The sequence below is a fragment of the Phyllobacterium zundukense genome, from assembly GCF_025452195.1.
GTDB classification, from domain to species: Bacteria; Pseudomonadota; Alphaproteobacteria; order Rhizobiales; family Rhizobiaceae; genus Phyllobacterium; species Phyllobacterium zundukense_A.
In genome coordinates, this window is the sequence record NZ_CP104972.1 from 311949 (window position 1) to 338909 (window position 26961).

Annotated in this window: 32 protein-coding genes; 10 read left to right on the forward strand and 22 right to left on the reverse strand. The window is 55.8% G+C overall.

Annotated elements, in window-relative coordinates; translation table 11 throughout:
* Nucleotides 1-184 precede the first annotated feature (184 nt).
* Nucleotides 185-433 (forward strand): type II toxin-antitoxin system RelB family anti-toxin, encoded by a 249-nt coding sequence (locus tag N8E88_RS08915; RefSeq protein ID WP_262292388.1) that lies wholly within the window; start codon nt 185-187, stop codon nt 431-433.
* Between the two features lie 289 nt (nt 434-722).
* Here the strand turns inward: N8E88_RS08915 and N8E88_RS31510 are convergent, their stop codons facing one another.
* The 3 genes from N8E88_RS31510 to N8E88_RS08930 form a co-directional block, all read right to left on the reverse strand.
* Nucleotides 723-953 carry an MDR/zinc-dependent alcohol dehydrogenase-like family protein gene (locus tag N8E88_RS31510; RefSeq protein ID WP_315975235.1) on the reverse strand — a complete coding sequence of 77 codons (231 nt, stop codon included), beginning with the start codon at nt 951-953 and terminating at the stop codon, nt 723-725.
* 90 nt (nt 954-1043) lie between these two features.
* Nucleotides 1044-2231, reverse strand: coding sequence for an MFS transporter (locus N8E88_RS08925; protein ID WP_262292206.1), 1188 nt, complete (start codon nt 2229-2231; stop codon nt 1044-1046).
* Nucleotides 2232-2344: 113 nt separating this feature from the next.
* Nucleotides 2345-3109 carry a helix-turn-helix domain-containing protein gene (locus N8E88_RS08930; RefSeq protein ID WP_262292207.1) on the reverse strand — a complete coding sequence of 255 codons (765 nt, stop codon included), beginning with the start codon at nt 3107-3109 and terminating at the stop codon, nt 2345-2347.
* Between the two features lie 378 nt (nt 3110-3487).
* Here N8E88_RS08930 and N8E88_RS08935 point away from each other — a divergent pair, with 378 nt between their 5' ends.
* Nucleotides 3488-4477, forward strand: coding sequence for a class I SAM-dependent methyltransferase (locus N8E88_RS08935; protein ID WP_410010589.1), 990 nt, complete (start codon nt 3488-3490; stop codon nt 4475-4477).
* Nucleotides 4478-4910: 433 nt separating this feature from the next.
* Here the strand turns inward: N8E88_RS08935 and N8E88_RS08940 are convergent, their stop codons facing one another.
* From N8E88_RS08940 to N8E88_RS08965, 6 genes are all read right to left on the reverse strand, one after another.
* On the reverse strand, nt 4911-5384 hold the full coding sequence (locus N8E88_RS08940; protein WP_262292209.1) for a helix-turn-helix domain-containing protein: 474 nt from the start codon (nt 5382-5384) through the stop codon (nt 4911-4913).
* Between the two features lie 700 nt (nt 5385-6084).
* Complete coding sequence (locus N8E88_RS08945; protein ID WP_262292210.1) at nt 6085-6750, reverse strand: thermonuclease family protein; 666 nt, start codon at nt 6748-6750, stop codon at nt 6085-6087.
* A 640-nt stretch (nt 6751-7390) separates the two neighbouring features.
* Nucleotides 7391-8320 (reverse strand): ArdC family protein, encoded by a 930-nt coding sequence (locus N8E88_RS08950; RefSeq protein ID WP_262292211.1) that lies wholly within the window; start codon nt 8318-8320, stop codon nt 7391-7393.
* 293 nt (nt 8321-8613) lie between these two features.
* Nucleotides 8614-9195, reverse strand: coding sequence for a hypothetical protein (locus N8E88_RS08955; RefSeq protein WP_262292212.1), 582 nt, complete (start codon nt 9193-9195; stop codon nt 8614-8616).
* 367 nt (nt 9196-9562) lie between these two features.
* Nucleotides 9563-9949, reverse strand: a complete 387-nt coding sequence (locus N8E88_RS08960; protein ID WP_262292213.1) for a hypothetical protein — start codon at nt 9947-9949, stop codon at nt 9563-9565.
* Nucleotides 9928-10848 (reverse strand): DUF3991 and toprim domain-containing protein, encoded by a 921-nt coding sequence (locus N8E88_RS08965; RefSeq protein WP_262292389.1) that lies wholly within the window; start codon nt 10846-10848, stop codon nt 9928-9930. Before N8E88_RS08965 ends, N8E88_RS08960 begins: the two co-directional genes overlap by 22 nt.
* A gap of 221 nt (nt 10849-11069) precedes the next feature.
* On the opposite strand from N8E88_RS08965, the gene N8E88_RS31515 reads away from it, so the two are divergent.
* Nucleotides 11070-11330: a hypothetical protein gene (locus N8E88_RS31515; RefSeq protein WP_315975236.1), complete on the forward strand. Its 261-nt coding sequence runs from the start codon at nt 11070-11072 to the stop codon at nt 11328-11330.
* 1175 nt (nt 11331-12505) lie between these two features.
* Here N8E88_RS31515 and N8E88_RS08975 read toward each other — a convergent pair.
* The 3 genes from N8E88_RS08975 to N8E88_RS08985 all read right to left on the reverse strand — a co-directional run bounded on the left by N8E88_RS08975 (nt 12506) and on the right by N8E88_RS08985 (nt 15095).
* Nucleotides 12506-13591 (reverse strand): extracellular catalytic domain type 1 short-chain-length polyhydroxyalkanoate depolymerase, encoded by a 1086-nt coding sequence (locus N8E88_RS08975; RefSeq protein WP_262292214.1) that lies wholly within the window; start codon nt 13589-13591, stop codon nt 12506-12508.
* A gap of 552 nt (nt 13592-14143) precedes the next feature.
* On the reverse strand, nt 14144-14743 hold the full coding sequence (locus N8E88_RS08980; protein ID WP_262292215.1) for a general stress protein: 600 nt from the start codon (nt 14741-14743) through the stop codon (nt 14144-14146).
* A gap of 31 nt (nt 14744-14774) precedes the next feature.
* Nucleotides 14775-15095, reverse strand: a complete 321-nt coding sequence (locus tag N8E88_RS08985) for a PepSY domain-containing protein (protein WP_262292216.1) — start codon at nt 15093-15095, stop codon at nt 14775-14777.
* A 275-nt stretch (nt 15096-15370) separates the two neighbouring features.
* Between N8E88_RS08985 and N8E88_RS08990 the strand changes: the two genes are divergently transcribed.
* The gene (locus N8E88_RS08990; RefSeq protein WP_262292217.1) at nt 15371-16486 is read left to right on the forward strand and encodes a zinc-binding metallopeptidase family protein; all 1116 of its coding nucleotides are present in this window, start codon (nt 15371-15373) and stop codon (nt 16484-16486) included.
* 311 nt (nt 16487-16797) lie between these two features.
* Nucleotides 16798-17061: a GlsB/YeaQ/YmgE family stress response membrane protein gene (locus tag N8E88_RS08995; RefSeq protein WP_262292218.1), complete on the forward strand. Its 264-nt coding sequence runs from the start codon at nt 16798-16800 to the stop codon at nt 17059-17061.
* Nucleotides 17062-17148: 87 nt separating this feature from the next.
* Here N8E88_RS08995 and N8E88_RS09000 read toward each other — a convergent pair whose 3' ends face one another.
* The 7 genes from N8E88_RS09000 to N8E88_RS09030 all read right to left on the reverse strand — a co-directional run bounded on the left by N8E88_RS09000 (nt 17149) and on the right by N8E88_RS09030 (nt 22062).
* Complete coding sequence (locus N8E88_RS09000) at nt 17149-17358, reverse strand: cold-shock protein (protein ID WP_262292219.1); 210 nt, start codon at nt 17356-17358, stop codon at nt 17149-17151.
* 689 nt (nt 17359-18047) lie between these two features.
* Entirely contained in the window at nt 18048-19010 is a 963-nt protein-coding gene (locus N8E88_RS09005; RefSeq protein WP_262292220.1) for a YihY/virulence factor BrkB family protein, read from the reverse strand.
* 98 nt (nt 19011-19108) lie between these two features.
* Nucleotides 19109-19696, reverse strand: coding sequence for a sigma-70 family RNA polymerase sigma factor (locus tag N8E88_RS09010; protein ID WP_262292221.1), 588 nt, complete (start codon nt 19694-19696; stop codon nt 19109-19111).
* Nucleotides 19697-19951: 255 nt separating this feature from the next.
* On the reverse strand, nt 19952-20092 hold the full coding sequence (locus N8E88_RS09015; protein ID WP_262292222.1) for a hypothetical protein: 141 nt from the start codon (nt 20090-20092) through the stop codon (nt 19952-19954).
* A gap of 137 nt (nt 20093-20229) precedes the next feature.
* Complete coding sequence (locus tag N8E88_RS09020; protein WP_262292223.1) at nt 20230-20484, reverse strand: DUF6894 family protein; 255 nt, start codon at nt 20482-20484, stop codon at nt 20230-20232.
* Nucleotides 20485-20544: 60 nt separating this feature from the next.
* Nucleotides 20545-21042 (reverse strand): YciE/YciF ferroxidase family protein, encoded by a 498-nt coding sequence (locus tag N8E88_RS09025; protein WP_262292224.1) that lies wholly within the window; start codon nt 21040-21042, stop codon nt 20545-20547.
* Nucleotides 21043-21342: 300 nt separating this feature from the next.
* Nucleotides 21343-22062 carry a Crp/Fnr family transcriptional regulator gene (locus tag N8E88_RS09030; protein WP_262292225.1) on the reverse strand — a complete coding sequence of 240 codons (720 nt, stop codon included), beginning with the start codon at nt 22060-22062 and terminating at the stop codon, nt 21343-21345.
* 433 nt (nt 22063-22495) lie between these two features.
* Between N8E88_RS09030 and N8E88_RS09035 the strand changes: the two genes are divergently transcribed.
* The gene (locus N8E88_RS09035; RefSeq protein ID WP_262292391.1) at nt 22496-22810 is read left to right on the forward strand and encodes a plasmid stabilization protein; all 315 of its coding nucleotides are present in this window, start codon (nt 22496-22498) and stop codon (nt 22808-22810) included.
* An 87-nt stretch (nt 22811-22897) separates the two neighbouring features.
* On the forward strand, nt 22898-23353 hold the full coding sequence (locus tag N8E88_RS09040; RefSeq protein WP_315975237.1) for a cupin domain-containing protein: 456 nt from the start codon (nt 22898-22900) through the stop codon (nt 23351-23353).
* A 291-nt stretch (nt 23354-23644) separates the two neighbouring features.
* On the opposite strand, the gene N8E88_RS09045 is transcribed toward N8E88_RS09040, so the two are convergent.
* Nucleotides 23645-23791 carry a hypothetical protein gene (locus N8E88_RS09045; protein ID WP_262292227.1) on the reverse strand — a complete coding sequence of 49 codons (147 nt, stop codon included), beginning with the start codon at nt 23789-23791 and terminating at the stop codon, nt 23645-23647.
* A gap of 504 nt (nt 23792-24295) precedes the next feature.
* On the opposite strand from N8E88_RS09045, the gene N8E88_RS09050 reads away from it, so the two are divergent.
* A complete protein-coding gene (locus N8E88_RS09050; protein WP_262292228.1) occupies nt 24296-24691 on the forward strand; it encodes a con-10 family general stress protein in 396 nt (131 codons plus the stop codon).
* Nucleotides 24692-25332: 641 nt separating this feature from the next.
* Here the strand turns inward: N8E88_RS09050 and N8E88_RS09055 are convergent.
* Both N8E88_RS09055 and N8E88_RS09060 read right to left on the reverse strand, forming a co-directional pair.
* Nucleotides 25333-25479: a hypothetical protein gene (locus N8E88_RS09055; protein WP_262292229.1), complete on the reverse strand. Its 147-nt coding sequence runs from the start codon at nt 25477-25479 to the stop codon at nt 25333-25335.
* 19 nt (nt 25480-25498) lie between these two features.
* Nucleotides 25499-25828 carry a hypothetical protein gene (locus N8E88_RS09060; protein WP_262292230.1) on the reverse strand — a complete coding sequence of 110 codons (330 nt, stop codon included), beginning with the start codon at nt 25826-25828 and terminating at the stop codon, nt 25499-25501.
* Nucleotides 25829-25923: 95 nt separating this feature from the next.
* Between N8E88_RS09060 and N8E88_RS09065 the strand changes: the two genes are divergently transcribed.
* Together N8E88_RS09065 and N8E88_RS09070 are read left to right on the forward strand one after the other, a co-directional pair.
* Nucleotides 25924-26220 carry an ATP-dependent DNA ligase gene (locus N8E88_RS09065; protein WP_315975238.1) on the forward strand — a complete coding sequence of 99 codons (297 nt, stop codon included), beginning with the start codon at nt 25924-25926 and terminating at the stop codon, nt 26218-26220.
* 131 nt (nt 26221-26351) lie between these two features.
* The gene (locus N8E88_RS09070; protein ID WP_262292231.1) at nt 26352-26861 is read left to right on the forward strand and encodes a ferritin-like domain-containing protein; all 510 of its coding nucleotides are present in this window, start codon (nt 26352-26354) and stop codon (nt 26859-26861) included.
* Nucleotides 26862-26961 lie beyond the last annotated feature (100 nt).

Sequence of the window (26961 nt, forward strand, 5' to 3'; positions counted from 1 at the left end):
GATTCCGCTCGCGCGTCCAATCCCTACTAATTTGCGGCGGCTGAGTGCCGACCGCGAAGAGAAGGATGAACCCAAGCCGAGTCGTCTTTGCCCAAACTCAACCACCAAACTGGTCCTCCAGACTCCGTCGTTTGTCGAGAATACTCCGTGGTTAAATACTCTTCAAGAGTCTGCTCTCGTGGTTATGGAAATCCGAGAGATATTTGCGCGCAACCTGAGAACTCTGCGACAGGCGAAAGACCTGTCCCAGGAAGAGCTTGCGCACCGGGCGGGCATCGATCGCACCTATATCAGTGCTTTGGAGCGCAACGTGTATAACGCCAGCATCGATGTGGTGGACCGGCTGGCTGAGGCCCTAGGCGTGGAAGCAGCGGAACTACTAAAGCGGTCCGTTCGGGATTTGCAGGGAACAAAGCCGAAGCTTGACGAATAGGGAACCAATAACACCAAAGATTTTTATGACGCTGGCTCGTAGCAACGTGGCGGTGTACTACGGTGCAGCAAATATTGTCGCCCGGAACGACCGAAAATATACTCCGAGGAGTTAAGGGCGACTTCAGGATCGTTGCAACAACCCACCTGACGGTGGGTTCAATCCTGCATACCTTCGATGTTCAAGATCCGCGAATTGAAACGACGCCGCGACTTCGTGATACGTTGTGCAACGTTGCACGAATCATCTGACTCCCCAGGCGGAGCCATCGGCAAGATTCCAGCACACATCATCTCCTGGATGCAGTCATAGGCGCCGGATCAGAGCGAGTTCGGGCAGGCGCTGCGGCAAAGGCGGACTGCGGCAAAATCACCGAGCAGAGGGCATCCGTCGAGATCTTGCCCGAACGGTTGGCGGCCATGACGGTTGCGAAATCTGACTGGACGGCATTGCGGCTGCCGATGACGCGCGTTTCTCGGTTGTGGAATTCCGCGTCGTCGAAACGGATATGATCCTTCACGCGACACTGACGAGCACATAGCTGCCGCCATGCGCGGGAAAGGACTAATTGTTTGTGGCCGTCCCGGCGTTGAAAGGGCCGTTTCGGCATTCAGCCCTTGTTGCGCCAATCGACACGAAAAACGATGAGCGCGATTATGCTCACAGCCAGGATCCCCGCAAATACCAGGAATATTGTGGAGGGACTCATCTTACCGGAAACGACCGCCCCCATTCCAAGAAGGACCAAACCGAGCAACATCCCGGTACAATGCAAAGCGCCTTTTGCCCGCCCCAAGGTCGATCGTGGAACGCTCGATTGAAGTGTCACCTCAACGGCAACCCTGCCCAGATTATAGAGTACGCCAAGTACAGCAAACGCGAGTAGCGCCCACGGCAAATCCACCATTTTCAAAGCTGCAAACGATAAAGCGGTAAGGGCGAGGATTATCAATTGCAAGATCGGAACGTCTATGGTCCGGACCAGCGGTATAAGAAGTATAGCACCCAGAATGGAACCAGCGGACCAAGCGCTTTCAAGCTGTCCAAAATCTATTGCGCTGCCTTCAAGTTCTTCAAACACGAAGCTCGGGCCAATAACGCTTACCAACATGCCGCCGAGGTACAGAAGTGCGTAAATGGCGCCGAGTCGGCACAGATGGCGGTCGATAAGCAGTTCCGATTCGGTTGTATTTCGTGCATCCTGAAGGGAGAGCGGTTCTCGCCGGACGAGACACATGCAGCATACGGATATCGCAAAAGCCGCGGCAATTGCTGCGAGCGTAAACGTCGGGGTGCAGACGTAGAGCAAGACACCAGTGAGCGCTGCTGCCACCAAACTTCCTAATTGCGTCAAGAAGCTCGCGATGCAGTTTGCTGTCGACAGGGGAAAACCAGCGCCAACGGATGGTATCATTGACTGAGACGCCGTAAGTGCAATCCGGTCGAATGCCGCGAACGGAATTGTCGACAGCCAGATCGCCCAACGCAAATCAGTAGCAATCATGATTGCCCCCAGAGCCAACGCGGCTAAGAAGCGAACGAAGTCGGCTATCAAACAGAGAGCGCGTCGATCGTAGCGATCAGACATCCATCCTGCGAGCGGGCTCGCGATCAGTTCCGCCATGCTAAAAGATGCGAAAAACACCGCCACGGCTGATACGCCGTATCCCGAAACAACGAGAATCCAGGCGCAAGCAAAGTTGTACGCGTTGCGCCCTACGGCCGAAGCAAACGCGCTCGCGAGATACCAGTTGAACGAACGCGATCCATGGTCTGCGACGGAACAGGATCGGGGCATTTTGGCAGCTTTCGGAAATGGCTATGCAAGTATCAACGGCAATTTCCGACCGTCATGCTTTCTGATTTGTGCCGGACTTTCAAAATCGTGCCAAAAAATCTTGGACATGCGCATCAACTGCGCCACCGGCGGCGGAACTCCGACGGGCCGGTGCCTAAGGCTTGTTTGAAGGCAACGGTGAAGTGACTTGAACTCGAAAATCCGCATCCCAGCGCAATGTCGGTCGCCGAAAGATCGGTAGTACGAAGGAGATCGGCTGCGCGTTTCAACCGATGTTCTGCAACGTATGAATGAGGCGTTTTGCCTGTAGATTGCTTGAACGCGCGAAAAAAGTGCCGTCGACTTACGCCAATTTCTCGAACAAGCTCCTCCAGGCTCGGCGGGTTCGCCGGTCGGCTCTCGATGATGGCGTTTATACGCTTGAGATTGAGCGGTGAGAGACCACCTTTGGCTGGCTCCAAACCAACGCCATTGAGTCTGAGTAACTGTACGAACAGTTGGACGGCTTGGCTTTCAGCCATGGTAACACTGATTGGATCGGGATTATTGAGCTCCGCCGCGATCCTTTGAAGTGAGTCCTCGATCATGTTGTCGCGAAACCCGATGGCCGGCTTCAACCCCGTTAGATGCTTGGAACCGAGGGCTTCCTCAATGAACGTGGTATCGACGGAGACGAATAAATACGACCCGGTGGCGTCTCCCTCGTCCCATCCGCTCCATTCACAGTGAGCAGGTACGAAAACGACGGAGCCCGGACGGCGGGGGGTGAAACCAACGGAACGGCCCTCAACGAAATCCTCACCAGACCGTGCCCCGCCTTTTAGGTTAATCAGAAACGAGTGCTGGTCAGGCGCAATGCGCGTCTCCTGACGTGCCAACCCCGTTCTCTTAACGATGTGCGCTCGAACCATACCCCAGTTAATATGTTGATGGACGAGGGTGCTGTGATCCGATCGACGGACCTCATCAGGTTGAAAGTCATATGTCTCCGTCAAAGAGGCAATCCCATCCAAGTTAACTAGTCACAACGAGTTATAGATGAATCTTGGGTTGCCAAACAATCCGCGATCAACCCACGGTTGGTCGATGATGGCACTTTCATGAAAAAACGGCATGGCGGTGAAAGCGCGTTATCGAGCAGCCGTCTACCTACTATCGGACGACGCGCTGGCGGCAGATCGGCACTAGACTGCGGAATACCCTCTTACAGTCCGGCGGCATCATATCTTGAAGTGCAATCATGGAGGTGTACTACGATGCCAGCTTTCACGGACTTTATCGCAGAATGTGACCGCGGCCCGCGTTTGAACAAACTCGCCGGATTCTTTGTGGAGACCGCGGCCGGCAAGGGTGGAATGCCTATTCGCAAACCCGCCGTCGATACGCGGCTTTTGCCATATGACACACTTCTCCATCGCTTCGTCGAACTACACTCACGCCGCCAGGGTTTCTTCGACCAACACTATCACAGCAGTATTCCGTACCGCCTGGAGGAGGAATGCCGCATGGCACATGCGCTCCTGCGATACAGCCAACTGAACACGAATGATGTGTTGCTCTACAGTCTTGGCACTGCGGAAGGCACGATGGCGCGTACGCTGTCTGAGCTGAGCCGGGGGAATATCCGATCCTTGTCTTGCAGCCCGAACGAGGAGAACTACAAGTGCTTTATGGCTTTTGGTGAGCCCACTTACGCCAGCTTTTTCCTCGGTCCCTTTCATCGGTTGACCAAGGAGCACCTCCGTTCCGACAAAAAGCTTGAACCGTTTTCGGAAGGGTTCGACTTCATCCTGGAAGACACCACGTTTCAGATGTACTCACCCAATCGGCAAAAGCAGATCGAGTTTGTCGCTCAACATCTCAAGGCTGACGGCATCCTCTTGCTCTTGGAGAAGTTCCGGGCCGTTGATCCCGGAGACTACCAGGGACGTGAATCTCAAAAGGATTTTGGCTTCAAGACCCATTACTTCGGCTCCAAGGAGATAGCGAGGAAGACGAAGCTCGTGCTCACAACAATGCACGACGGCCAAGTTACCTTGGCAGAGATGGCGAGCGCCATATACGCACAATTTAGCCACTGCATCGTCACATGGAACAGCGGAAACTTCTATGGTCTGGCGGCCAGCAACAGCAGGGAGAATCTTCGGCGTTATCTATCATTGATGGTTTATCCTGCGATACCTCTCGAATACGTCTATGAGCCGGAGCCTTACACCGACCTTGCGAGGTGGGTGAGAACCCGATGATCAGGCCCCCTCGGTTTGAACCCTATCCATCATTCTGATCATAGCAGTCACATGCTTGAGTAGGGAAACAGGCATGCAGTCGATATCCCGCAACGACTCGGCAAGAATATTAGAAAAGTGCATGGACCAGGAGCTTTGGGCAATTTTGGATCGGCATGCTCGTCTATCGACATCTATTCAAGCGTTTCAAACGAAAGTGCCCGCAGCAAGCGAGGCAAGACACATCCTCGCGATAAAAATCCTTGAAGAACAGTTCCTCCTCAAGCAGCTGATTGACATCCGCCCGTCTACAAACCACGGAGCCCAATCGAAATTGATATACCTTAGTCTAATGCTGGCAAAGACCCGAACCTCCATGAATGAAAGTACCATGGCGCGAGTCATGAGATCGGTGGAACGTTTTCTTTAACGGTAACGCTGCGAACCGCCTCGCCTAAGTCTCGTCCACCTTTGCCTGGAGAACTGCAACAGTCTCAAGCAGCGTTGTGACGGAAGCCATAGTTTCTGCAGGAAGATCCTCCAGCAATTTCATTATCCGGAATCTGCGTTCAGCTTCCACTTCCGACTTACCCCACAAGTGAGGTGCCGTGCTGAACAGCATGGAAAGTGGTGATGCGCCGAGGACTTCGCTGAGGTGGATCAGTCGGCTGACGGTCATTTTAGATGAGTTTCGTTCATAGCGTCCGTACACCTGCTCGCTCAGTCCGACGAGTATCGCTATGTCCGCCCTGCTAAGACCTTGTTTTTGACGACAGCGCCGCAGTGCTTCGCCGAGCCTGTCATCCAGTTCTCCAAATGTCGCGATACCGTCGAAACCTGGTCTTCTGTAAACCGGTTTTTCATTGTCGGGATCAGTGGTTTGCACCAGTTCCAATTCCGCGATGTGCTCTTTCAAATCCTTAGTCATTTCCCCCAATCACCAAAACGTTGCGCTGATGTCATACATCACGACGCCGCCCAAATGCTATGCATTTCATTCAAATAGGCGCTATCGATCACGATAGGTTTAGCGGTCGGCATCACCTGTCATTTTCGCAAGTTGAACCAGAACCGGGTGAGTTGACCTGATATGTCCTCCTTCATATCGAAATAATACGGATCGCGCCGCAATGGCCTCTGCATGAATTCAGTGAAGGCGCAGGAACGACCATCTGAGAAGACCCGCGTCACACCGTCGTCGGAGGCCACCGTTCGGCTACCCGAGTATCGCGACGAACGATCGCCGGGCCGGCACGTCGTTTGGCGGCGCATGCACTGGGGCAGTTTCCCGGAGGCTTCATGGCGGACACTGTCACCGGCAATCGGCTGCCAGCCTTCCGGGCACTCTGCGTATCGTTCATATCCGGGCTTACCGGTGCCGGCTCCCTGGCAAATCGGCCACGAGAACCCCGGCCTCTTCATGGCCGTGATCAGTTTCTACATCGGTGGGCGGCAGCTTGCGAGGTCCTGCCAGGACGGGTTGGAAGACGCAGCGCACAAAAGGACTTCACAACCCCAATCGCTGGCTTGCGAGGGCGAAGTAAAACAAAGCGCAAATGGGAGTGCGAGCATTGATGCAAGGATAAATTTCACGGAAAATGTCCCCCTGAAACCTGTTGTTGAAGGGCCTACCGGTCTCGGCGGCTTGGTTGACGGCGTGCATCGGCGAACGGAGGCGTGATCTCGCTTTGGCGCTCGGAAAGCAGGTTGGTGTCGGCAAGTGGTTTGCGTCCGAGCGTCCTGTCCACTGCCTTTTGACGCCACTCCGTCATGTCGAGGACGTACGTTGCCCACATCCCATAACGCGCGCCGATTGCGCGTCGCTGCGTTGCGAAATAGCGAGGGTTGCTTGGAAAGGCTGGGGTCAATCGCGCCAAACCAACCCGCAGCATTTCATCGGCGAGATCCATGTCACCGGCATGACAAATTCCGCTCAGGTCATTGGGGTCGGGAACGGGCACTATTCGACAGGTAACCGCGCTGCTACCAATGCTCCGCTTTAACCAAGCTTTGGCGAGAGCACCGCAAGGCACCGGGGACAGAAATCTGCTATTGTCGTTCGGCTCCGGATCAAAGCCCCATTGCGGCAGCTCGCAACTGTCGATTTGGTTCAATCTTACGAGAATACGCCGGTTGACGAACCACAATGTTCGTCCGTCTACGACTGCCACGCGGCCGGTAATTTTGTAAAGGCCGACCGTTTGGATCTGGACCAAGCCAGTGGGCAAGTCAGCTGATCTGCCGTTGCCCGATCCAAAGATCAAAGCCAAAGCAAGTGCGAGGATCCGGATCATTGGACGCTCCTTGAATCCTTTGTCATCCTGCTGAGGCTCATTGCTGTGTGCTGGAGGCTCCTGAACTGCCGGGCGCCCTGCTCCGCAATAGCATCAGGCATATGCACCGCGAGACAATCGAGCCGCAGGCTGAAGAAAACGCGCTGTGCCCCTGCCAAGCGCCGCCAGTGCCGTGGTGGTCCCCAGGAGGGTTCCGGCAACGATCCCGAAATACTTGGCAGGTGCTGAACAATGATGAATGAATTTATCATTGGCCTCGCACCCTTGGGTCCCCCCACATGCCAAAGCCACCGCGACCAATTTTTTCCGCCTCCGCAAGATCGGGCCGCATCAGAGCGCCATCCGGCTTTTTTGCCAGGCGGAGCGCACCCAACGCATAGCGTCTGGGAAAAAGCGTTATCGCAACTGAGGCGGTTTGCAAGGACGATGAGCCGGAAGCCGACGAGTTCGGCATATAACATCAGGTTGGATGTTATGATGTGATCTCCATTATCTAGATGACGGAGATCGGCAACTCCTTGGCAAAGTAGGGGTCAAGGACCGCGAAGCGGCTTGCAAGCGGGGGAGACCGAGCCGTCCCGCGGCCCCAAGGAGCACGCGACGATTTCCGACGAAGTCGCACACGGTCTTGCAACGATCGCTAGGCCGCATCCCGTCGTGGCACGGTCTGGAGATCATGAAGAAAAGCGACAGATCGTTGTGCCTGAGCCGCGGCCTGGACGATGAAGCGCTTGTCATTCTTCAGCACCGAGAGCCACGACGCGAGATAGCTTGCATGGTCGGGGCGCGGCTCCAGTTCCGGCACCATACCGAGATCGGCGGCGAGGAACGCCGCGCCCAATTCGGCAATCAGTTCTTCGCGCGCGCGCTCCGTGCGATCCTTTGCATATCTGGACAGATCGCGGTTCAGCCGGTGGCTCGCTCCGGCCCAATGCACGCTTTCATGCGCCAGCGTTGCATAATAGCTCTCGACGTCTCGGAACGTCTCGATTGGCGGCATCTGGATAATATCCGGGCCCGGCGCATAGAAAGCCTTGTCGCCGCCGTGACGGACAATTGCACCGGTCTGCGCAAAGAAGACATCCGCATGTGCGATCCTGTCGATCCGTTGCGCAATTCCGCCGTCAGGCACGTCCGCATATCGGTCACCGAGACCGTCGATCTGTTCAACGTTGAAAACGCTGTACGCTTTCAAAAAAGGGATATCGCGCTCGATCTCATTTCCCGCCCCATCGGTCTCGGTTTTGCTGATGCGGTTGGCATAGACGACCATCGAGCTTGTCTCGCCCTTTCGGACGCAGGCTCCGAGTTCCTGCGCCTGACGAAACGTCATCCACGTCGAAGAGGTATAGCCGCGTGCCATCGCTTCAGACCAAAGAAGCAGCACATTGATGCCCGAATACGGCTCGCCATTGTGGCGTAATGGCCGGGACACGCGACCGGCGAGATGTCTGTTGTTCCAGGGCTGCACCCACGGCCGCACGCCCTCGTCCAATGCTGCAATCATCTTATCGGTGATGCGCGTATAGACGTCCACGCGCTGCTCGCTGGTTCTTTTTTCCTTCTTCATCGTCCTGTCCTCACTCTTGCAAACCGCGCCGATCGCGGATCGTCACGGCGGTCGTTGAAGCGGCGGCCGGAGGCGGCGCACCCGCTGAGAGGCAGGATTGAATGTTCGAACCTTGGCGCACGGGCCGAAACGAAGTGGAGGACGGCTTGGCCGTTGCGACCGTCCATCTCCGGCGACGCTAGACCGCTCACCGGGACGAACCGTGATCGGCACATGGCTTTCAAGACAAGAAGAGCCGGCGCTTAAAACGCGCCGGCTTCACCAGGACGAAGGAAGGGGTTTTCGCCTTCGGTTCAATCGAAGGCCGACATCTGCAGCGACGCGGCCTTCTGGTCGATCGATGGAGCCGCTACCGCCGAGCCGGTGCGTTCATAGGGCTTCCAGGCCTCGCCGGTGATGTCCTCATAGGCTGATACGGCGCCTTCGGCAGCCATGCGCAAGACGTGGGCCTGCAGGCCCATGCCGGCGGCGAATTCGCGCTTGCGCTGGGCGCGGCTGTCAAAGCCGACCGGGCCGTCGAGATCTTCGTTGCGGTCGTCGTTGGAGAGCTTCATGGTCAGGTCACGCGCCTCGGTGACCGCGCGGCTGTAGAATTGCCCGGCGCCGTAGGCGGAACCGATGAAGGAGCCGACGATGCGCTGCATATGGATCTGCATGGCCTTTTCGGCGAGGCCCTCCTTCAGCGCTTCGGCGCTGCCGATGAGCTGGTTGCGGTGAAGCTCGCGGATGCCGTCGCTGTCGACGATGGCAAGGCCGAAGCTTTCGCAGATGCGGCTTGCCTGGGGCGCGTCGGGGCACGCAAGGCGGACCATTTCGAGGGTGGTGGCGCGTTGTGCGGCTTGGCGGGCCTTGGAGTAGCGGTTGAGCAATGTCATGATCGATGTCCTTGTGCGTGGTTGAGCGAAGCCCGGGTCTGCCGTTGTCCGGCACTGTCCCTCGGGTGCGGTCGACACGAACCGGGCAAGCGGCTTGGCCCAAGGTCAGGGCGATGCGATCGAGCGGGGTGGGGTTGCGGGGGATGCGGACCGCATCGCGGTCTGCAGCAAACGCGGCCGCGCCTTGCGAAGCGCGCGTCGATCCTGCCGCTGCGCGGCGCGGCACGCGGCCTTTGACCAGGTCGTCGTCCGGTTCAGACCGCAGCACATCCGAGGACTGAGCCGGAAGCTGCTCAACGTCTTTGCCGGTCACCGGACGGCATCGTTCATGTTCGTCGCGGCGCGCGGCCGGTCCGCCGGTCGAGCCTTACGCGCAGGTCGAGATGTCAGTGCGGTTCGGCCGGCTCGTCCTGCACAAAATGCGCTTCCTGCTCTTGGCGATCGCCGCCGCAACGCGTGGGGATGTTCGGAGGACAAATCGGCCCTGCACCAGCATGGACCCGGCTGCAGAACCCGACCATGTCTTGCCTCCCAGGGCTTCTGGGTAGACATTGCGCAAGATGCCGTCAGCCTGGCGTTTTTCGGAATCGGTGAACAGTTCGGGAAAGGCGGTCGCCACCGCCACCCAGGCGCCGGCAGAACAAGGCGGTCGCCGGCAAAATGTTCGACCACGGCCGCGCGGGTTTGCGCCTACTCGCGGCGTCACCGCCACCGACGGATCGATTTCATTAATCAGACCGGTGCGCAACGGCATGGTGGCATATCGGTAGCGCGCAACGCTTCATTCCAATCTTCAGCCCATGGCGCGAGGCGCAACCAGTCGCAGCCGGCTTCATCGGCGATGCCGCGCAGGCGAGTGGCAAAGGTCTCTCCCTGGCTGTTGGCATCGGTGGCGGCGACGATCCGGGCGCAGGGACGCGCGGCGAGCACGCGAACCGCCGCTTCCGTCGTCGGCGACCATCCTCCTCCGGTGCTGAGATAAAGACTACCCTCCCGCAACCCTTCGAAGGCGGCGAGGCTCATTGCGTCGATCGCAGCTTCCGTGACACACAGACGAAGTGCGCTGGGGGAGCCAAACCGGAACAGTACCTTCGAACCCCCGGTCGAGAAGCCACGCCAGTCGGGACCGCGCTCCTCCCAACCGGTGACCACACTTTCATCGTCGACGTGGGCCGCCCACATGCTGCCATATGGGCCTTCCCGCAGCATATTACGACGGATGGCTTCGCGGATGATGGCCTCGGGCAGGCATCGTTCGGCGTGCAGATAGCGCCACGTCATCGACCCCCTCCATGGCTTGCGCCGATTATCCCACCGTTGCGGTATGGAACCGGTGGGCGCTGAATCGCGGGGCGGGCGGTTCCAGACCGGCTCTTTGGATGTGAAACCGACCAAGGAGGCGACACGGTCAAGCGCTGTAACGAAGGACACACCGTCAAGGTGTTCAACGAGACTGAAAACGTCGCCTTTCGCGTCGGACAGCGGATCGAACCAACCCCTCCCCTCATGAATGACGATAATGATTTCCGCCCCGCGCCGGCATTTCACCGCCTTGCGGGTACTCTTCCTCACGTCGACAGCAAAGCCGGCCTGCTCCAGCACGACGGCGCACGAGACGCGGTTCCGCAGTTCTTCCAGTTCTTGTCTCTCCATGCTTCTACCGGCGCTTGCGCGTCCGCCTTTCTTTCCAGATTTTTCTTTTCCCGCAGTTTGCGGCACCGTTTCCGGCGGCCCGCGAAGAGCAAAGGCGGCAAGGGCGCGGCTGACAAGCTGCAGATCTGCATCTTGTGCCAATCGGCCGCTCCAGCCGCGGCGAAGCTTCCCTTGCCGCCTGCCGCTCGCAAGCGGCACCCGAAAAGGAAAATGCCGGCTCAATGAGCCGGCCAGGGATCGAATTCGTAGACGATCTTCAGATCGTCTTCATGGTCGCGTTTTTGGCTCGGAAGGATGCCGAACTCTTCGCCGGGTCTGAAAAGCGTGACCGGAACTATAAGAGTGCGGGCGAGTTGGAAGGCGTGGTGCTGCGCAAGCCAAAGATCGTTATTCCTGCGAGGATCGCGAATACAACGCCAAGACAATGGAGGTTTTGGCCAGCGGCGGAACGCCAGACCTTCTCATCCGCATCGACTCGCTGATTGACACGCGAAGCCGCGCGAGCATTGGTCCAATGCGATTGAAACGAATTTTTCAAAGAGTGTTGAGGCCAAGCAGGCGATCAAGAGCGACCGCTGAGCCGAACCCAATCCAACGGATTCTCGGTTTCCCAACGCCTCTACCAAGTCGGCTTCATGGGCGATGCCAGTGGTATGCCTTGGAGGAGCTCTCACCATGACAAAGGACGTATGGCGACGGTGCCACTTTCATCAAGTTCGGCGAGTTCGGCGATATGCCAAATCTTATTCATCCCGATTCAGCGTTGCTCCGACAGAGGCTCGGACGTTTCTGTGCACCTCGCGGCCGAGCCTTGCCCTTGTGCATAGAGCTCTGTGCAGTATCGTACACAGCCGGAACATTGGCGCCGCGAGACGGTTCTAGGCTTCGTCGGAGATATAAGCCTCTCCTGACAGAGGCTCGTCGCAATTAGCCCACCCCTGGGATTTCCTAGCGGCGGGCCTCACCTTTTTACGAGCCAGTGAGCGGGGACTGGAACAGTGACGACCATTTCAGCTGATATGTTTTCCGCTAGTGGGATTATGTATGCATTAGCCGCCATTGCCGTCATGGTTATGGTTTGGCTATTTTTTATAGTACGGCACCGGATGCGATAATATGCGGGTATGATCGCGTTCCCGCACTCCCTCCTTGGCCAGATTCTACAAAATGCTGTCGGCTTGGTAAACCAACCACCGATCGCACGACAGCGGCAATAGCGTCCATGATGCAATTCATCATTCGTGCTGGCCAGACTCGGATATGTTTCCTGCGTGAAGGCAATGTTGTTCCCCTCAGCAGAGGCTTTGCCTTGGGTCCAGTACCGGCAGACAAGGAACTTCCGCAGCGTCACGTCAGGCCAGACAGGCTCCGCCGCCGGTAATTGCGTTCCGGGACCGCCGGGCTTTGGTTGTGACGCTATAGAGGCACGTACTGGCCGGGACCCGCGTCGTGCCTCACCGATCAATGGAACGTTGCTCTGGTTGGTTGGTTATTGGCATGCTGGTTAGTCCTTCGACCAGCGGAGACTCGGCGTCAACGGTCTCTTCAGTCCATGGTGCCGGGTCTCACATTTCCCGCATTGATGCGTGTGCGGTCATAAACGCAGCGCATCGTTAGCGCCAACTGGAGGCACTTCTGCTCGATCACTCACCTGGTATTATTTCATCAGACCTGCTGCCCGCAGAGCCTTTTCGATCACCATGCCAACAGAACGGCTGCCGTTCTCCTCAACAAGAGGTTTTTGCGGCGCTGGCGCATACGGAACGACTTCCTGGGTCACGGCGTCATCTCGGATAAGCTCCCATGATTGGGCGATATGCCATGTCGATGAAATGCCGACATCCAGCATAAAGGGCCGGGCGGTACCAGCGCTTGTGCGTCCTGTGGCCTTGATTGGAGTGCCGTGTCCCATGCCCCTTATGGAATAGGCTTTAATGACAGCGACACCGTCAGCATTGCGCCATCTGCGCACTGTATGTCCATCGACGGTGGTCGTGGCCGGGTCTCTTTCGATCGCATGCAGGCAATGCCATTGAGCGATAATGGCTTCCATGTTCATCGGATCCACTGTCATGTCAGCTGTTCCATGCCAGATGGAAAGGGACGGCCAGGGCCCTTTGTAATCGGACGCACGGCGAACGAGATCTGCAAGTACCTCACTCTTCTGCAGGCCGTGTCCGCGCATTCGATCGAACGCTTCAGGGATGTTTGTGGCCGTGGCATACGGGAGGCCAGCGATGATTGCACCGCCTTTGAACAGCTCAGGGTATGTTGCCAACATTGCGCCGGTCATTGCGCCGCCGGCCGATAGGCCGGTTATGAAGGTTCTCGTTCGGTCCAGAGAATGCCTTCTCAACATGGTTGACACCATCTGGCTGATCGACAGGCTCTCTCCATGCCCGCGCGTGGTGTCCGCGGTGGCAAACCAGTTAAAACACAGGTTCGGGTTGTTGGAGCGCTGCTGTTCGGGATAGAGCACGGCGAATCCGTGCTTTTTGGCAAGTTGAGACCATCCGGAGCCGATGTCGTATTCCGCTGCCGTCTGCGTGCAGCCGTGCAGCACGACCACCAAAGGCGCATCGGCCGGCAAGCCGCCCGGAAGGTATAGCCAAGCACGAAGGTTGCCGGGATTGGAGCCAAAATCCTGGAGTGGATTGAGAACGGCATTGGTAGCCGTGTTCGACGGGTCGGCAAATGTATTTCTGGCGTTGAGTCGTTTTATCGTGTCGGCAATGTTCCGCATCGTGTTAGCTTTCAGACAACATCCACAGTTCCCCTCGCAAAAGAGATAATGCTGCAACTGCGAAATCGTTGCTGCACTGCATAAATTAAACTTTTAATGAACAACCGCAAGCTGTTGACGACCCAGACAACGCCATCATTAGCGCTATCATACACATTGCCGTTTTTGGCCCAATTTAATGCCACTGGAAACAGGCAAATTGCAGCTTGGCGATCCAAATTCTGAACCCCGGCCGTGGTGAATCGTCTCCTCCCCGCCCCCCGCGGCCTGTAACTCCCGGCATCCCCTCCCCGGACGGGAGCGAGAAAAGCTAGAGTCTTTGGTAACCGCACGGGAGTTCGGCATAGTTCCTGCCTGGATATATACTGTTCCTACTTATCCATTGTTAGCTGCTCTGACGGGTCCGGCGCACCTAAAGACCGCGCATGTCCGCACCCTCCACACGATTTACGTATTCGATTTTTCGTGTTGAGTGTGATCAACGACGCCCTCTCGGAGAGCCTCGAGGGGCTTAGAGAGCGCAAAAGCGCTCCCTTTGTTTGCGATCGCATTTTAAGCCATCGGACGGTAATCTCGGGCTCGCTCCCGCTCCCGCACCAGTTCTTCTTCGGTGAAATCAGCGCTGGTTTCGTCAAAGCCCTGCCAACCTTCCTCTCGATACATGGCGCGTCGTGTATTGAGATCCACGGGAGCACTGGCATCGATGACGGAACGGGCAATATCGACCTGGTCATCGTCCACTCGGGCAGACACCAACGTGCCGCCGCGCCGGACGCCTTCTGCATAAACGTGAGCGTCGTTTTCATCTACGCCTGCCTTCGTCATGGAGCCGATGATGCCGCCGGCAGCACCGCCGGCGACAGCGCCAGCAAGCGCTCCGGTCGCGGTAGCGACAAGCCAGCCCGCGGCAACAACGGGACCGACACCCGGGATGGCCAACATGCCAAGGCCCGCCAGGAGCCCGCCTGCGCCGCCGACGACGGCGCCGACACCGGCCCCGGTTGCAGCACCCTCGCCTGCGTTGGATTCATCAGTTGTGCCACTGCGGCTGACGATGCTGATATTGGACGATGAAATCCCTGCGTCCTCAAGCGCGTTGACAGCGGTTTTGGCATCTTCGTGATTGTCGTATAGTCCTGTGACAGTTTGCATAGTTCCTCCTGGTTAGTGCTTGCTGAAAAAGTTATTTGGCGGCTTCGACAATGTTGCCTTGGAAATCGAGTTTTACCTCGACAGACTTGCCGTCTTTCATCGCCGTGCCAGTCCAAATGCCATCTTCACCCTTCACCAAAGGGCCGACATCAGAATAGCCCCTGGCCTCGATGCGTTCCTTGGCCTGGCCCTCGGTGAAACTGTTGGCCCCTGCAACTGGGGCTGCCGGATTTTTTGTGTCTGGAGTCGCGACCGCAGGCGTTTGCGTATCAGTTGCAGGCTTTGCTGCATCCTGGGCATGCGCCGCAGACAGGATCGACAGAGCGCCGAGCGCAATTGCTATACGTTTCATGGTGCCTCCTTATGTGACCGATGATCGATCAGTGGAGTGACAACCCCCCGCTACTGCCAATGTTCCCGTAGGATGCGCGGATCGCTCCGAATTTATTTTCATGCGTGCATGGAACCAAGGATGCAGTTCGAAAAGTTCTCCACGGCGATCAGCGGAGCCAACGCCACACTGCTTTCAAACCAAACCCGCTAACATCTCGGAACTATCCACTCATTTTACCGTTTCGGGATCGCACCGGTCCATTCCAAACCCACTGAGATGAAAAGCAGTCTTCAATGCGCCTCTTCACCTGCGACAATTGCAAAAATGTTGTCTTTTTTGATAGTCGCCAATGCGTTCAATGCAAATGCAGGCTGGTCTACGAACCTGTGAGTATGAAAATGTGCGCCATCCGCTCAGAGGCTGACGGTTCGTGGCGATTTGTGACAGGCGAAAGGTCGGAAGTGCGCATGTGCGCAAACGCAACCTTTGACGTTTGCAATTGGCTAGTCGAACCCTCTGAGAACCGGGATTTCTGCCTGTCTTGCCGTCATAATCGCCTTGTGCCGTCTGTCCAGACTTCGGAGGGCCTAAACCATTGGCGAAAAATCAGTCGGGCGCAGCAGCACCTCTTCTATTCCATTTTGCGCTGGAATCTTCCCCACCCCGATCGCACTGAGGATCCCACTGGCGGGCTGGTTTTCGATTTCCTCGAAGATCAACGTCTTCCCAGTGGAATGCTTGTGCCCGCAATGAGTGGCCACGATGAAGGGCTGATCACCATTCGTGCCGCCGAGGCTGATGATGCAACGCGTGAGGAGGCGAGGCAATCGGTGTATGAACTGTACCGGACGCTGCTTGGTCACCTTCGTCACGAAAGCGGTCATTTCCTATGGAACAAACTTGTCCGCGACGGCAATGAGCTGGAGAACTACCGCTCGGTGTTTGGCGATGAGCGGGCAAATTATGAACAAGCTCTCCAGCACTATTATGCCAATGGTCCCCTGCCGGGATGGCAGGAAAGCTTCGTCTCGGCTTACGCAAGCTCCCATTCGTGGGAGGACTTTGCCGAGTGTTTCGCCCACTATACCCATATCGTTGACAGCCTTGAGACCGCACGCGAATTTGGCATCGCAGCAAGACCGCCGAAGCATCTGGCGATGGCAGCATCAATCGAATTTGATCCTTATCAGGCCGATAGCGCCGAACAGCTTGTGCGCACCTGGGTCCCCCTTAGTATCGCAATCAATTCCATCCAGCGCAGCATGGGTCAATCCGATTCGTATCCATTCGTCTTGTCCTCGCCGGTTATCGTCAAACTCGAATACCTGCATCGCCTTGTTCAGACGTTCCAAGAGCAACCACGATCCAGCAAAACGAAAAATTCCGATACACTTTGCTCACCCCTTTGATGCGCACGGGGCGGCTGGCCAAGATCCTTTCGGTCACTCAAGCGGGTGAGGACACCCTGGATCAGTTGCAAGTTAGCTGAGGATGTTTCGCGGCAAGTATCTGGGGCGGCGGTGATCGTCCTGACGTCGACGTTCAGGACGATCGCTCCGTGAAGGATTGAGGGATAGCAGCCACTTGTCAAATCCAAGCCTGCGAACGAAAAGGCTGGCGATCCAACCGATTGGCGTTTCATGACGCATCCTTTTCTTCCGGAACAAATCCTTCCTTTCAGGGTTGCATTTTTGACATCGTATCAAATGGAGAATTCGAAATGGAAAATGCCGGAATTGGTTGGATTGCCGCGGTCATCATAGGTGGCTTGGCAGGCTGGCTTGCTGAGATGTTTATGAAAAGCAACACAGGCCTGATCATGAACGTCATTTTGGGAATCGTCGGGGCCATCTTAGCCAACGCGTTGCTTTCGTTTTTTGGCGTTATCCTGACGGGCTGGCTCGGCTATCTGCTCGCCGGATTTATCGGAGCATGCATTCTCATCGCAGTAGGTCGGATGTTGCGAGGAACCAAGGCCGTATGAGACTACGAACGGCCGCTGCCTACAGAAGCCCAACAAGGCGGCACTGAGATCCCGCCTCGTTGCTGTTTTGCTGTTCGGCTCGGACGATTAACCTACGCTCAATTGATCGGCCGACATTTTGCCCGACTTGTTATCACGCACCATCTCGTAGCTAATCTTCTGTCCGTCGTTCAGACTGCGCATACCGGCGCGCTCGACGGCAGAAATATGGACGAAGACGTCAGCGCCGCCGTCATCAGGCTGGATAAAACCGAAACCCTTGGTTGCGTTGAACCATTTCACAGTACCTGTTGCCACGATATCCTCCGGGTAGCATATTGAACCGTATCGTTATCGTTCGAGGCATCCTCTATCAAGTCTTTGCGCCGGATAAGTACGATCTTGCGTTCCCATCTCTCCTTTAAAGCCGCAATGTATGCACTTTGATCGTATCGATGTGCCATAGGGTACAGAGAAATCTCGCGCCCGCATTGGCTGTGGCATAGAGCGCGGATCGGGAGCAAAACTGCGCGATGGAATTCGTCTCCGCGTCCGTGCGGAAGGGAAGCGCTGATCGCCAACACAATCTGATTTCGCGACCGACGAAACGGGGTTGGCAACCACGTCCGTCTCTTGTTTTGCAGGTCCACTCTTTGAGCAGGCTTTGCTGCTGCGCTTTTCAAGATTTTGGCTGACCCGGAACGTCGGGTGGCACCGATGGCGTTCGCACACACCAAATCCCCGAAATGCTAAGCTGATTGATGACTTCCATTAGCGATACCAGTAACTTAAAAAGCGTTTTGAATGTCGATGTTAAACTCGGTGACTGGCGTTTGAAGGCAATCCAGGGCAAGTCCACCTTTGCCGTTTGCGAAAATGAACCAGTCCGCAAGAAAGTGCCCGTAACCGCCTGACAATCCTGGGTATTGCCAACCTTCATAGGGGCACATTCCTGCCCTTTTCCGCAGATTATCTTCCTATGAATGCCGCCGAAAACGGAGTGCTCATCAGTCAGGTGCAGTTTCACCGAGGGTATCGGCGACCACTGCGCCTCGCTCACCCATGGGAAGCGGCTTTCCTGTGGTACTGTCGATTGAAGTCTGATGCTCCAATTCGGCGTTCAGTTCTGCGCCAAGGATGAGGATGATTAACGAAATCCATGTCCACATCATCAGGCCGGCTACTGCGCCCAATGCGCCGTACGTAGCGTTATAGTCGGCAAAGTTGGCAAGATAGAAGGTGAAAGCCGCCGAGGCAACAATCCAGACCAACGCCGAAAGAACGGCTCCCCACGAAAGCCAGCGCCACTTTGCTTGTTCCCGGTCCGGACCAAAGCGATAAATGACCGAAATCGCGATGACGACAACCACGGCGATCAAAGGCCACCGTATGATACCGACTGAAATTCCACTCCAGCCATCCTGCCCAACCCCTGCCGACATAGGCGAAATGACGCTAAAGGCGATACTTAAGATAATTCCACAAAATATGCTGCCGAATGTAAAAGCGAACGCAATCAGATTTAATCTCAAGAAGCTGCGGGTTTCTTTTTGTCCATACGCGACGTTCAATGCTTCGAATATGGCTTTGACGCCATTGTTCGCGCTCCACAAGGCCAGCGAAAGCCCGAGGAAGAATCCGAGACTGAGTAATTTGACATCCTGTGTGGCAAGAGCTTCCAGCTGCGCTCGGATCAGATCAATTGCGTCATTGGGTAGAATGCCAGCGAGAACTGATATGTTGTTTGCAATCGTGCTGCGGTCTGCCAAAAAACCGTACAACGATGCGAAAGCGGTGAGTGCAGGAAACAAGGCAAGAAGCAAATAAAATGTGGAGCCTGCCGCTATCAGCATGACCCGATCTTGCTCCAACGAACGGTAGACTCTGAAGAGAACATCCTTCCATCCTCGTGGTGGAATTTCCGACGGACCCTCGGCGGCACGGCCTCGTCCAGCTTCCATATCGGGCATTTCCGAGATGCGTGGTGCCTTTTTGGCCCTGGAGCTGGATACCATCGTACTGGACCCTTGCATTTCATTGTTGCGGCGTGACACGTCGACGTTGGCCACTAATGCCGTCGATGTGAGGCGTGGTGCCACCCCGGGTGTTGGGGCGCTTCCAGAATCCCCTCACGGGACTTTTCACCCAACATTTCCAAGAGATGGATCTTAGCCCGGTTTATTCGGCTTTTGATGGTTCCAACGGGGCAATCACAAATGACCGCAGCTTCGTCGTAGCTCGCCCCCATGACACAAACCAGCATGATTGCTTGCCGGAAATCGGGATCGAGTTGATGCAAAGCCGTTTCAAGTTCATGGCCGCGAATAGTCCATTCCTGCGATGCCGGCCGCGAGGGTCCGTTTTCAGCGATATCATTTTCGCCGCCTGTGACCTCCCTCAGTCGCTGCTTTATCGCCGTATTGAAAGTATTTCTCATGATGGTGAACAACCATGACTTCATGCTCGTCCCGGGAGTAAACTGATGCAATGACCCTAGAGCGCGTTTGAGCGTTTCTTGGACAAGATCGTCTGCCTCATCAGGTTTCCGATAGAATGACCTTGCAAATGCTCTTAACGCCGGCACAAGCGTAATGATTTCCGCCCTGCAGTTAGTTTCCAACTGGAAATCTTCATAAACGGGATCAATTGCAACCATGTCTTGTCCTCTCTTGATGGGAGGACAATGCGTCGAAGATATAACTCGTTCCTCCGTCGAACTGAACTGTACGCTATCGAACATTTCAGCTTCTCGAGTGGTGAACAAAGACATTACTGGGTCATTTGTGGTGAGAACAGCATCGTCGGCTCTCATAGTGCAATTGAGAGCGGTGCTTGCTGTGGCGGCGTGGGCCAGCTTGATCTCCAGCACCACGCAAAGTGGCCCAGGGGCCACCTTGCTTGAATGATGAGGCTAGCGATTCTTGCTGCCCTCGCTAGCTTTCGATTGCTTGTCGGATGCGCTGCTCGATGACCCGCTCTTGTCCTGCTTGTCGCTCGAGCTTTTTGAACCACCCTTGCTGCTGCTTGATTTGCGGTCCTGACTATTTGGCATTTCTTTCCTCCATGTTCACTGGGAAAGTCCCAGTAGCCAATGAACCCCGGCTGAGGAAAACTGTTCCGGCCCGCCGACCGTTGGTGCGATATCGCACCAAATTTCGCTTAGGGCACGATATGGCCCCTTGATCGTCATCAGTTCCCATGTCGCGCCTGCGGATCCGCTTTTAGTAGATCCGCCAAAAATATCGTTCCGATCAGATCACCCGGCTCATTATAGACGCGAACGACCCAGCTGGTTGGGTCGCGTCCTTCGAGAACGCTATCAACAATGGTTTCCTGTGCCGCTTGTTTTGCCTGCGCCAGCGCGTGTTCGTAGTCCGGCAGCTCAATCCCTTTTACGTCTTCAAGAACGACGTCCTCATGAAAAACAAAACGAAATAATGGCATGGGAGTCCCCCCGCTCTGATGAGGAGGCGCGCTCATTGCGCAGAGTGAGCACGCCTGACATCAAGCTGCGTTTTGGGCTTTGCTGTTTACGCCGGTTTCGGCGAGCTTGGTCAGCGCGGCATCGGTGGCGATTTCTTCCTCGAGGGTTTGCAGCAGAAGTGCCGTCGCGTCCCTTATGCCGAGTTCCTCCGCCCAACGAGCCAATGTACCGTACCGGGCCATTTCATAATGCTCGACTGCCTGAGCTGAGGAAATCAATCCTGCATCAAGAGCCGGCTGGCCTTTGAAATCCTCCAGGACTTCTTCACCTTCAGCGATGATGCCTTCAATCGCATCACAGGTTTTGCCTTGCGCGCGCTTTCCGAATATCGCGAAAATCTGCTGCAGGCGCTCTACATGGACTTCCGTTTCATCACGGTGCTTCTCGAAAGCCGCCTTCAACTCCGGCGATTCTGCGCCTCTCGCCATCATCGGTAACGCTTTGAGAATTTTCCGTTCGGCGTAGTAGACGTCCTTCAGGGTCTCGTGAAATAAATTGTCCAACGTTTTTGTTACCATGCTTTTGTCCTCAGGTTAGTATTCGCCACCCAATGTGGCGCGTGAGCAAGGAACCACGCCGGACGACGATTGTTCCGCTTGGCGATAACAAACTAGTGGGATTTTTGTAACGGCGGAGAAATCACCGAGGCTGAAGGTGGCAATTGCCAACCCTTGCGAATTTGTTCAACCCAAGCGGCGCTTCAAACATCAAGCCCTTCTCGTCCGATAACCTGCCGAACGGCCATGAGCTGACCTCTTCCCTTGGTGTATTGCCCTATTTCTGCCTCTGTGTGTCACCCATCCGCCTGGCAAACTTTTCTAGCGCAACGACCACCCGGTCAGACGAACGGACTCCTCTTCGGCCAAGCCGTATGCCCCGTCCGCAAGTTCCATTAAGCCTGCGCGGTCCAAAACTATGATCTGCGATCTCCTGGAACGGATGAGCCCCTTTCCCTCCAGAATGTGTAGAGCAACAGTAACGCCCGATCGCCGCACGCCTAGCATGCGGGCAAGATGTTCATGCGTGAAGATCATGCTATCACCGTCCACCCTGTCGTGCGCGAGCAAAACCCATCGGGCCAGTCGATCCTCCAGCTTTGAATGTCCGTTGGCTATCGCTGTAGACCCCACTTGGATTGAAAGCGCACGCGCAAATCTTGTAAGCAATATTCTTATGGATTCTCTGGCGCGCACTGCATCCAATAAATCGGATGCGTCGATTCGAAGGGCGCTTCCATTCATTTGTACTACCGTGCGGTATGCACTGCGGTCGTCATATTGAAGAAGCGAAGAGCCGGACATTCCATCTCTGCCGAATAGACCGACTTCCAGATCGCGACCGCGCGGCAAGCTCGCCATCATCGAGGCGATACCGCTTTCAAGAAAATAGACGCGTTCAAGCTTTTGTGCGGGGATCTCGATCTCCTGTCCGAGCTTTAGCGGCACGATGCGCATTTTAGGCAAAAGCAGGGCTTTGTCCTCCCCGGACAACCTCGACAGCAAATGATTACGTATCGGAGGCAATTGATCGCTTGCCATAGTCTTTCCTTCCAAGAACGACTTACGGATCGTGACCTGCAAGTTACGAACTTTGGAGCATCACTTGGGAAACTTTTTGCGAGAGCGCATTTGCATACGGCTTAACGGCCGGGGTATGTCCTTGCCAGCACCGTCGTGCAAATTCTGATGATAGCTGTTGAACGTAAAAAATTCGAGTGCCCGCTACCGCTGGCATTGAGCATGTCGATGGCGTAACCGGTTACCGCATCAAGAACTAATCGCCCATTGCGTTGCATTCAGTTTCCCTCGCCCAATCCGTAAACTATTGATCTTCCGGACAACGACAGTTCACCTGCAATGTTCCGCCATGCGTAAACTTTGATGAAAATGGGGCCCTGTGAGCTTGCGGCGGAACAAATTCATTTCCTCTGCTTTGAAAAGCGATAGGGCGAAATCGAGCAAGAGGCTGATGATGCCACGAGGTCACAAATCCAAATACACGGACAAGCAGGAACGCAAGGCGGATCACATTGCCGAAGGCTATGAAAAACGTCGCATGTCCGAGAGTGAAGCGGAACGCCGCGCATGGGCGACAGTCAATAAGGAAAGCGGCGGCGGCAACACGTCGGGATCGGGGCGCGGGAAGAAGGACACGCACGAATCCTCGAAGAAGGGTGGACGCATCGGCGGCGCGGCCTCGGCGCATCGATCAGCCGAGCAGCGTTCGGCGTCAGCAAAGAAGGCTGCAGCAACCTGCAAGCGAAACGCTGAACACGCGCATCACTGATGTTTCCGTCCCTGGAGAGTTCACCATGACCGACCTGCGGCCGACCATCGGCAAGCCGAAACCTTGCACCTTGACCGAAACGGTTGGGTGCCCAACCACCAGCGGTTCCCGGTACTGATCTACCACAACGCGATGGTCGCAGAGGCAGAAGAGGCTGCGGCAGCGCTAGAGTCCATGTTTCGGCGCAATGATTGGCCGCCCCGGTGGCGCGATGGTGTCTATTTTTTTCATCACTATCATTCGACGGCACACGAAGTCCTGGGCATCGCCAACGGCAAAGCGCGGCTCATGCTTGGCGGACCCGAGGGGCAAGAGCTCAGTGTGACAGCGGGTGACGTGCTTGTGCTTCCTGTGGGCACAGGCCACTGCTGCTTGGAGGCAAACCCCGATTTTCTTGTTGTTGGCGCGTATCCTCCCAATCAGATAGCCGATTTGTGTCAACAAGCGCCAACTGCCGCCATGCTTGCGCAGATGAATAACCTGGTATCTCCGCTCTCCGATCCGGTTACGGGCCGCGAAGGATGGCTTGAAAAACTATGGTGATGATCGGACCCGTCGGCTTACGGCGACGACGCCTCCGGACTAGACGACGGTTGTGCGCTTTCGCGACACGGTCCCCGGGCGAGTTGGAATGGGGTGCGCAAGTGGGCAACGCGTGTCGCGACTTCGCCTTAGACCGGCGCAGGTGCCGTTCCCATCCAAGGTGCCGCCGAATGCGCCAGGCGTTCGTAAGCGTCGCAAAACACACGAACCGTGGACAGATGACTAAGAATAGAGATCCCAAGGTAGGACATCGTGCGGTATTTGTCGCACGAGGGACCAACCTGACCGTTGTCATGGCCGGGGAAGTCCTGAGTTCGGACGACTTTCTTGATCCTGGTTTTCAGGCGGCTGCCCGTTGTTCATAAGCTGCAACAGTCGTTCCACAAACATGGTGTCGCGCATGGCCTTGATAGAGGTCGATCGGGTTTCATCGACCATGCCTTCCGCCTTCAAGGAAGGTAATCGTGTCTGTCCGCTCATCGCTGAGTCTTTTTCACATCCATGATCGCCACCTCTTGTGCCGAGTCTCTGTCGAGAAAGGTCTATGCTTTTTTACAACTTTCGAACCGTGTATCGGGAAAAGCGTTGCCGCATCGAGCGCACATTGCATAGATTTTCTCGCCAATGGCCTTGCGCGTTGCGCCGGGGAGAAGTGGGCATCCGAGTGTTGGGGCCCCGGCGTTGAGGTCTACCAACAATACCGCGCCCCTGTAGCCGAGTGGTCAATCCCCCCCGACAACACAATCCGAATTCACCTTCGCAATTTCAGTTCCGTCGGCGACCAATCCAAGCCGCGCCTTTTCTGGAGCACCACAATTGCGTGCGCACTCAGGTACATCAAAAGTTTGTCCGCTAACGCACAGTCCAACACAAATCAGGAACATTTTGCTTTGGCTTTTGGTTGGGCAGCAACGGGGAATTTAATAGCAACAGGAGGAAACTATGCCGAATAACAATGAACGTAGCCAACAGGGCGATACCTCGAATCGCGGTTTTGCATCTATGGATGACGACAAGCAGCGGGAAATCGCAAGCGAAGGTGGAAAGCAGTCCGGTGGCAACTTCAAGAATGATCCGCAACGCGCAGCGGAGGCCGGTCGAAGCGGGGGTGAGCAGTCTGGAGGCAATTCCAGCAATCCGGAGAGGTCAGCCAAGGCAGGTCGAGAAGGCGGACAGCAAGCAAGCGGGGATCGGGAATCCAATCAACAGTCCGGTGGAGACCGCGAAGGTGGGCAACAAACGGCCGAAGAAGGTCAAAACGACGGGCAGCGGGGAGAAAACTTCGCGGACGATCCCGAACGCGCTCGCGAAGCGGGTCGCAAGGGCGGACAAAGCTAAACGCTGAACTCTGTGACGGCGGCCGGGACGCAACCCGGCCGCTGGCACAGCCCGTCTTCGTTTCCAATGAGATCCTGATCTCGGAACTAACTTTCCATGGCATCGCTCAATGCTCCGGTAGAGCAGCAACGGCTCTTCTTCCGCACTTGGCAAGCTTTCCAGCAGCACGTTTCGTGTCACCCACGCGCCTCGTACAGATATTCGCGATAGCCAGGCACACTTGGACCACGTCTTCAACTCATGCGTCGAATAACAACAGGTTGATGTGATCAAATCTGCACTGGTTTGATATTGTCCACCTGATCTCCTCTCCAAGAAAATAAATGGAAAACCCGTTTCCGGCTGATTGCCCAAGCCTGCGAACAGCGGTAATTTTGCCGAGTGTTGCGAGCATTAGATTCTGGAGTTCCACTCGCAATGCGCCTTCAAGACTTTTCCGATTGGCAAGTTCTCAAAGTGACGTGCACCAGATGCCGCCACGCCGTCCTCCTCGACCCCAAGGTCATCAGCCGGGCCGCAAAGAGCCCGGACACGATGACGGTGCAGGAGCTAGAAAACAAGTTCCGCTGCTCAGCCTGCACTCGGAAGGGCGAGGTGAAAATCGAGATAGGCCCGAAGCCGGGGGCCGGTCGGGGCTAGACCTAAACCTTCATAGAGGGCAGGTTCTCTAGTTCATCGCAAAGCACATTCAAATCCCGGTTGATAATCTGCAACTCCTCAATCAGGGCCATAGCTTGGGCTAAAATACCATCTGGCATTATTTGCGGATGCAAGCGTGCACCATCCATGGGAACGAATTCTCCAGAGCTATGGAGCATTGACCAAGGCGTGTGGACAAAGCCATTGCTGTGTGCCGAGCCTGTCGAAGGCACTCTTGATCTTTGCAAACAATTCCAGTTCCTCCGGCGCTTTCATACGATCCGGGAGTACCGTCAACGTCATGTCACGTTGCCCGGCTTCGGCTCGTAGAGCGTAGTAAAGGCCGGATGCGTCATATCGGTCCCATTTCGGGGCGATGCGGAACATCTCAAATACGAGCCAATCGCAGGAACTGTTTTCAACCGCGATTAGACCCACAAGCGAATATAGATCGTTCCACCGCTCGGGGTAGTCGCTTAAAGTGAAGTGATCGCCCACGCTATGGTTCTCCGGTTACAGAACGCGGATCGACAGTACCTCAGTCCTGCGAGGTTCATTATTGATGGGGAAGCTGTCGTTCTGACGATAAGGGCGTGCCGAACTTTGGCCTGCTGCAACAGGATCTAGGCGGCCGGCGTGCAACGCGCGCGGCTCACAACGCGGTTCTGTATGCCTTTGATCTGCTCTACTTCGATGGCCACGACCTAACAGGTCTTGAGCTGTCGTCGCGGCGGCATTTACTCGAAACGCTCCTGGAAGGCGAGACAGGCGCAATACGTTTGTCAGAAGAGATTGAGACTGATGATGGGACGGCTTTGTTGCGCTCCGCCTTTCGCGAGGTGGCAGATCATTCGGAAGTCTATCAACTATCAGCACCGACGAAAAACTAAGTCGGGTAGTAAATCCCAGAAAGGCGGTCGGCACCTGCCAACAGGTCTGAGCATCGCGCCGAACATTCCTGATCGCACGCGGAACAATCTCAACCTACCTTTGTTAGCCGTTTTTGAATGGAGGAGATTCAATGACTGCTGCAGATAAAACGCTGAATGACTGGCTGCGTGATGCGCACGCCATGGAAGAGCAAGCGCTTACTATGCTCAAGGGACAACAAAGTCGTCTCGAAAACTATCCGGAACTTCGCGAGCGCATTAGTAAACATATAGGCGAAACCGAACGGCATGCTCAAATGATCCGAAGTTGTCTGGAGCGTCGCAATACTGACACCTCAGGTATGAAGGATGCGGGTGCCAAGCTTACTGCATTAGGGCAATCCTTGAGCGGCATATTCGTCAGCGATGAGGTCGTTAAGGGCTCATTGGCGAGCTATACTTTCGAGCATATGGAAATCGCCAGCTATACAATGCTTGCTGAGGCAGCCAGCTTTGTCGGAGACACCCAGACCCAACGAGTCTGTGAAGAGATTTTGGCAGAAGAAGAGGCAATGGCGCAATGGCTTGCCGACCACGCTGGCGAAGTCACTCGAACATTTCTGGAGCGGGAATCGACTGACGCAGAGACGGCTAAGCGATAGCCTACGTCACTATCGCCAATGATGTTGCGAAATTTACAATATTGACGGGAACCAACGCCTGCAGCACGAGTTGGAGAGCCGTTGTCCGGCAGGCTTTGAT

Bases quoted from the DNA above. Each gene is read 5' to 3' on its own strand.
- N8E88_RS08915 (WP_262292388.1), top strand. From the start codon at position 185: ATGGAAATCCGAGAGATATTTGCGCGCAACCTGAGAACTCTGCGACAG.
- N8E88_RS08925 (WP_262292206.1), bottom strand. From the start codon at position 2,231: ATGCCCCGATCCTGTTCCGTCGCAGACCATGGATCGCGTTCGTTCAAC.
- N8E88_RS08935 (WP_410010589.1), top strand. From the start codon at position 3,488: ATGCCAGCTTTCACGGACTTTATCGCAGAATGTGACCGCGGCCCGCGT.
- N8E88_RS08940 (WP_262292209.1), bottom strand. From the start codon at position 5,384: ATGACTAAGGATTTGAAAGAGCACATCGCGGAATTGGAACTGGTGCAA.
- N8E88_RS08945 (WP_262292210.1), bottom strand. From the start codon at position 6,750: ATGATCCGGATCCTCGCACTTGCTTTGGCTTTGATCTTTGGATCGGGC.
- N8E88_RS08950 (WP_262292211.1), bottom strand. From the start codon at position 8,320: ATGAAGAAGGAAAAAAGAACCAGCGAGCAGCGCGTGGACGTCTATACG.
- N8E88_RS08955 (WP_262292212.1), bottom strand. From the start codon at position 9,195: ATGACATTGCTCAACCGCTACTCCAAGGCCCGCCAAGCCGCACAACGC.
- N8E88_RS08960 (WP_262292213.1), bottom strand. From the start codon at position 9,949: ATGCCGTTGCGCACCGGTCTGATTAATGAAATCGATCCGTCGGTGGCG.
- N8E88_RS08965 (WP_262292389.1), bottom strand. From the start codon at position 10,848: ATGGAGAGACAAGAACTGGAAGAACTGCGGAACCGCGTCTCGTGCGCC.
- N8E88_RS31515 (WP_315975236.1), top strand. From the start codon at position 11,070: ATGAGCCGGCCAGGGATCGAATTCGTAGACGATCTTCAGATCGTCTTC.
- N8E88_RS08975 (WP_262292214.1), bottom strand. From the start codon at position 13,591: ATGCGGAACATTGCCGACACGATAAAACGACTCAACGCCAGAAATACA.
- N8E88_RS08980 (WP_262292215.1), bottom strand. From the start codon at position 14,743: ATGCAAACTGTCACAGGACTATACGACAATCACGAAGATGCCAAAACC.
- N8E88_RS08985 (WP_262292216.1), bottom strand. From the start codon at position 15,095: ATGAAACGTATAGCAATTGCGCTCGGCGCTCTGTCGATCCTGTCTGCG.
- N8E88_RS08990 (WP_262292217.1), top strand. From the start codon at position 15,371: ATGCGCCTCTTCACCTGCGACAATTGCAAAAATGTTGTCTTTTTTGAT.
- N8E88_RS08995 (WP_262292218.1), top strand. From the start codon at position 16,798: ATGGAAAATGCCGGAATTGGTTGGATTGCCGCGGTCATCATAGGTGGC.
- N8E88_RS09005 (WP_262292220.1), bottom strand. From the start codon at position 19,010: ATGCCCGATATGGAAGCTGGACGAGGCCGTGCCGCCGAGGGTCCGTCG.
- N8E88_RS09010 (WP_262292221.1), bottom strand. From the start codon at position 19,696: ATGGTTGCAATTGATCCCGTTTATGAAGATTTCCAGTTGGAAACTAAC.
- N8E88_RS09015 (WP_262292222.1), bottom strand. From the start codon at position 20,092: ATGCCAAATAGTCAGGACCGCAAATCAAGCAGCAGCAAGGGTGGTTCA.
- N8E88_RS09020 (WP_262292223.1), bottom strand. From the start codon at position 20,484: ATGCCATTATTTCGTTTTGTTTTTCATGAGGACGTCGTTCTTGAAGAC.
- N8E88_RS09025 (WP_262292224.1), bottom strand. From the start codon at position 21,042: ATGGTAACAAAAACGTTGGACAATTTATTTCACGAGACCCTGAAGGAC.
- N8E88_RS09030 (WP_262292225.1), bottom strand. From the start codon at position 22,062: ATGGCAAGCGATCAATTGCCTCCGATACGTAATCATTTGCTGTCGAGG.
- N8E88_RS09035 (WP_262292391.1), top strand. From the start codon at position 22,496: ATGCCACGAGGTCACAAATCCAAATACACGGACAAGCAGGAACGCAAG.
- N8E88_RS09045 (WP_262292227.1), bottom strand. From the start codon at position 23,791: ATGGTCGATGAAACCCGATCGACCTCTATCAAGGCCATGCGCGACACC.
- N8E88_RS09050 (WP_262292228.1), top strand. From the start codon at position 24,296: ATGCCGAATAACAATGAACGTAGCCAACAGGGCGATACCTCGAATCGC.
- N8E88_RS09055 (WP_262292229.1), bottom strand. From the start codon at position 25,479: ATGGATGGTGCACGCTTGCATCCGCAAATAATGCCAGATGGTATTTTA.
- N8E88_RS09070 (WP_262292231.1), top strand. From the start codon at position 26,352: ATGACTGCTGCAGATAAAACGCTGAATGACTGGCTGCGTGATGCGCAC.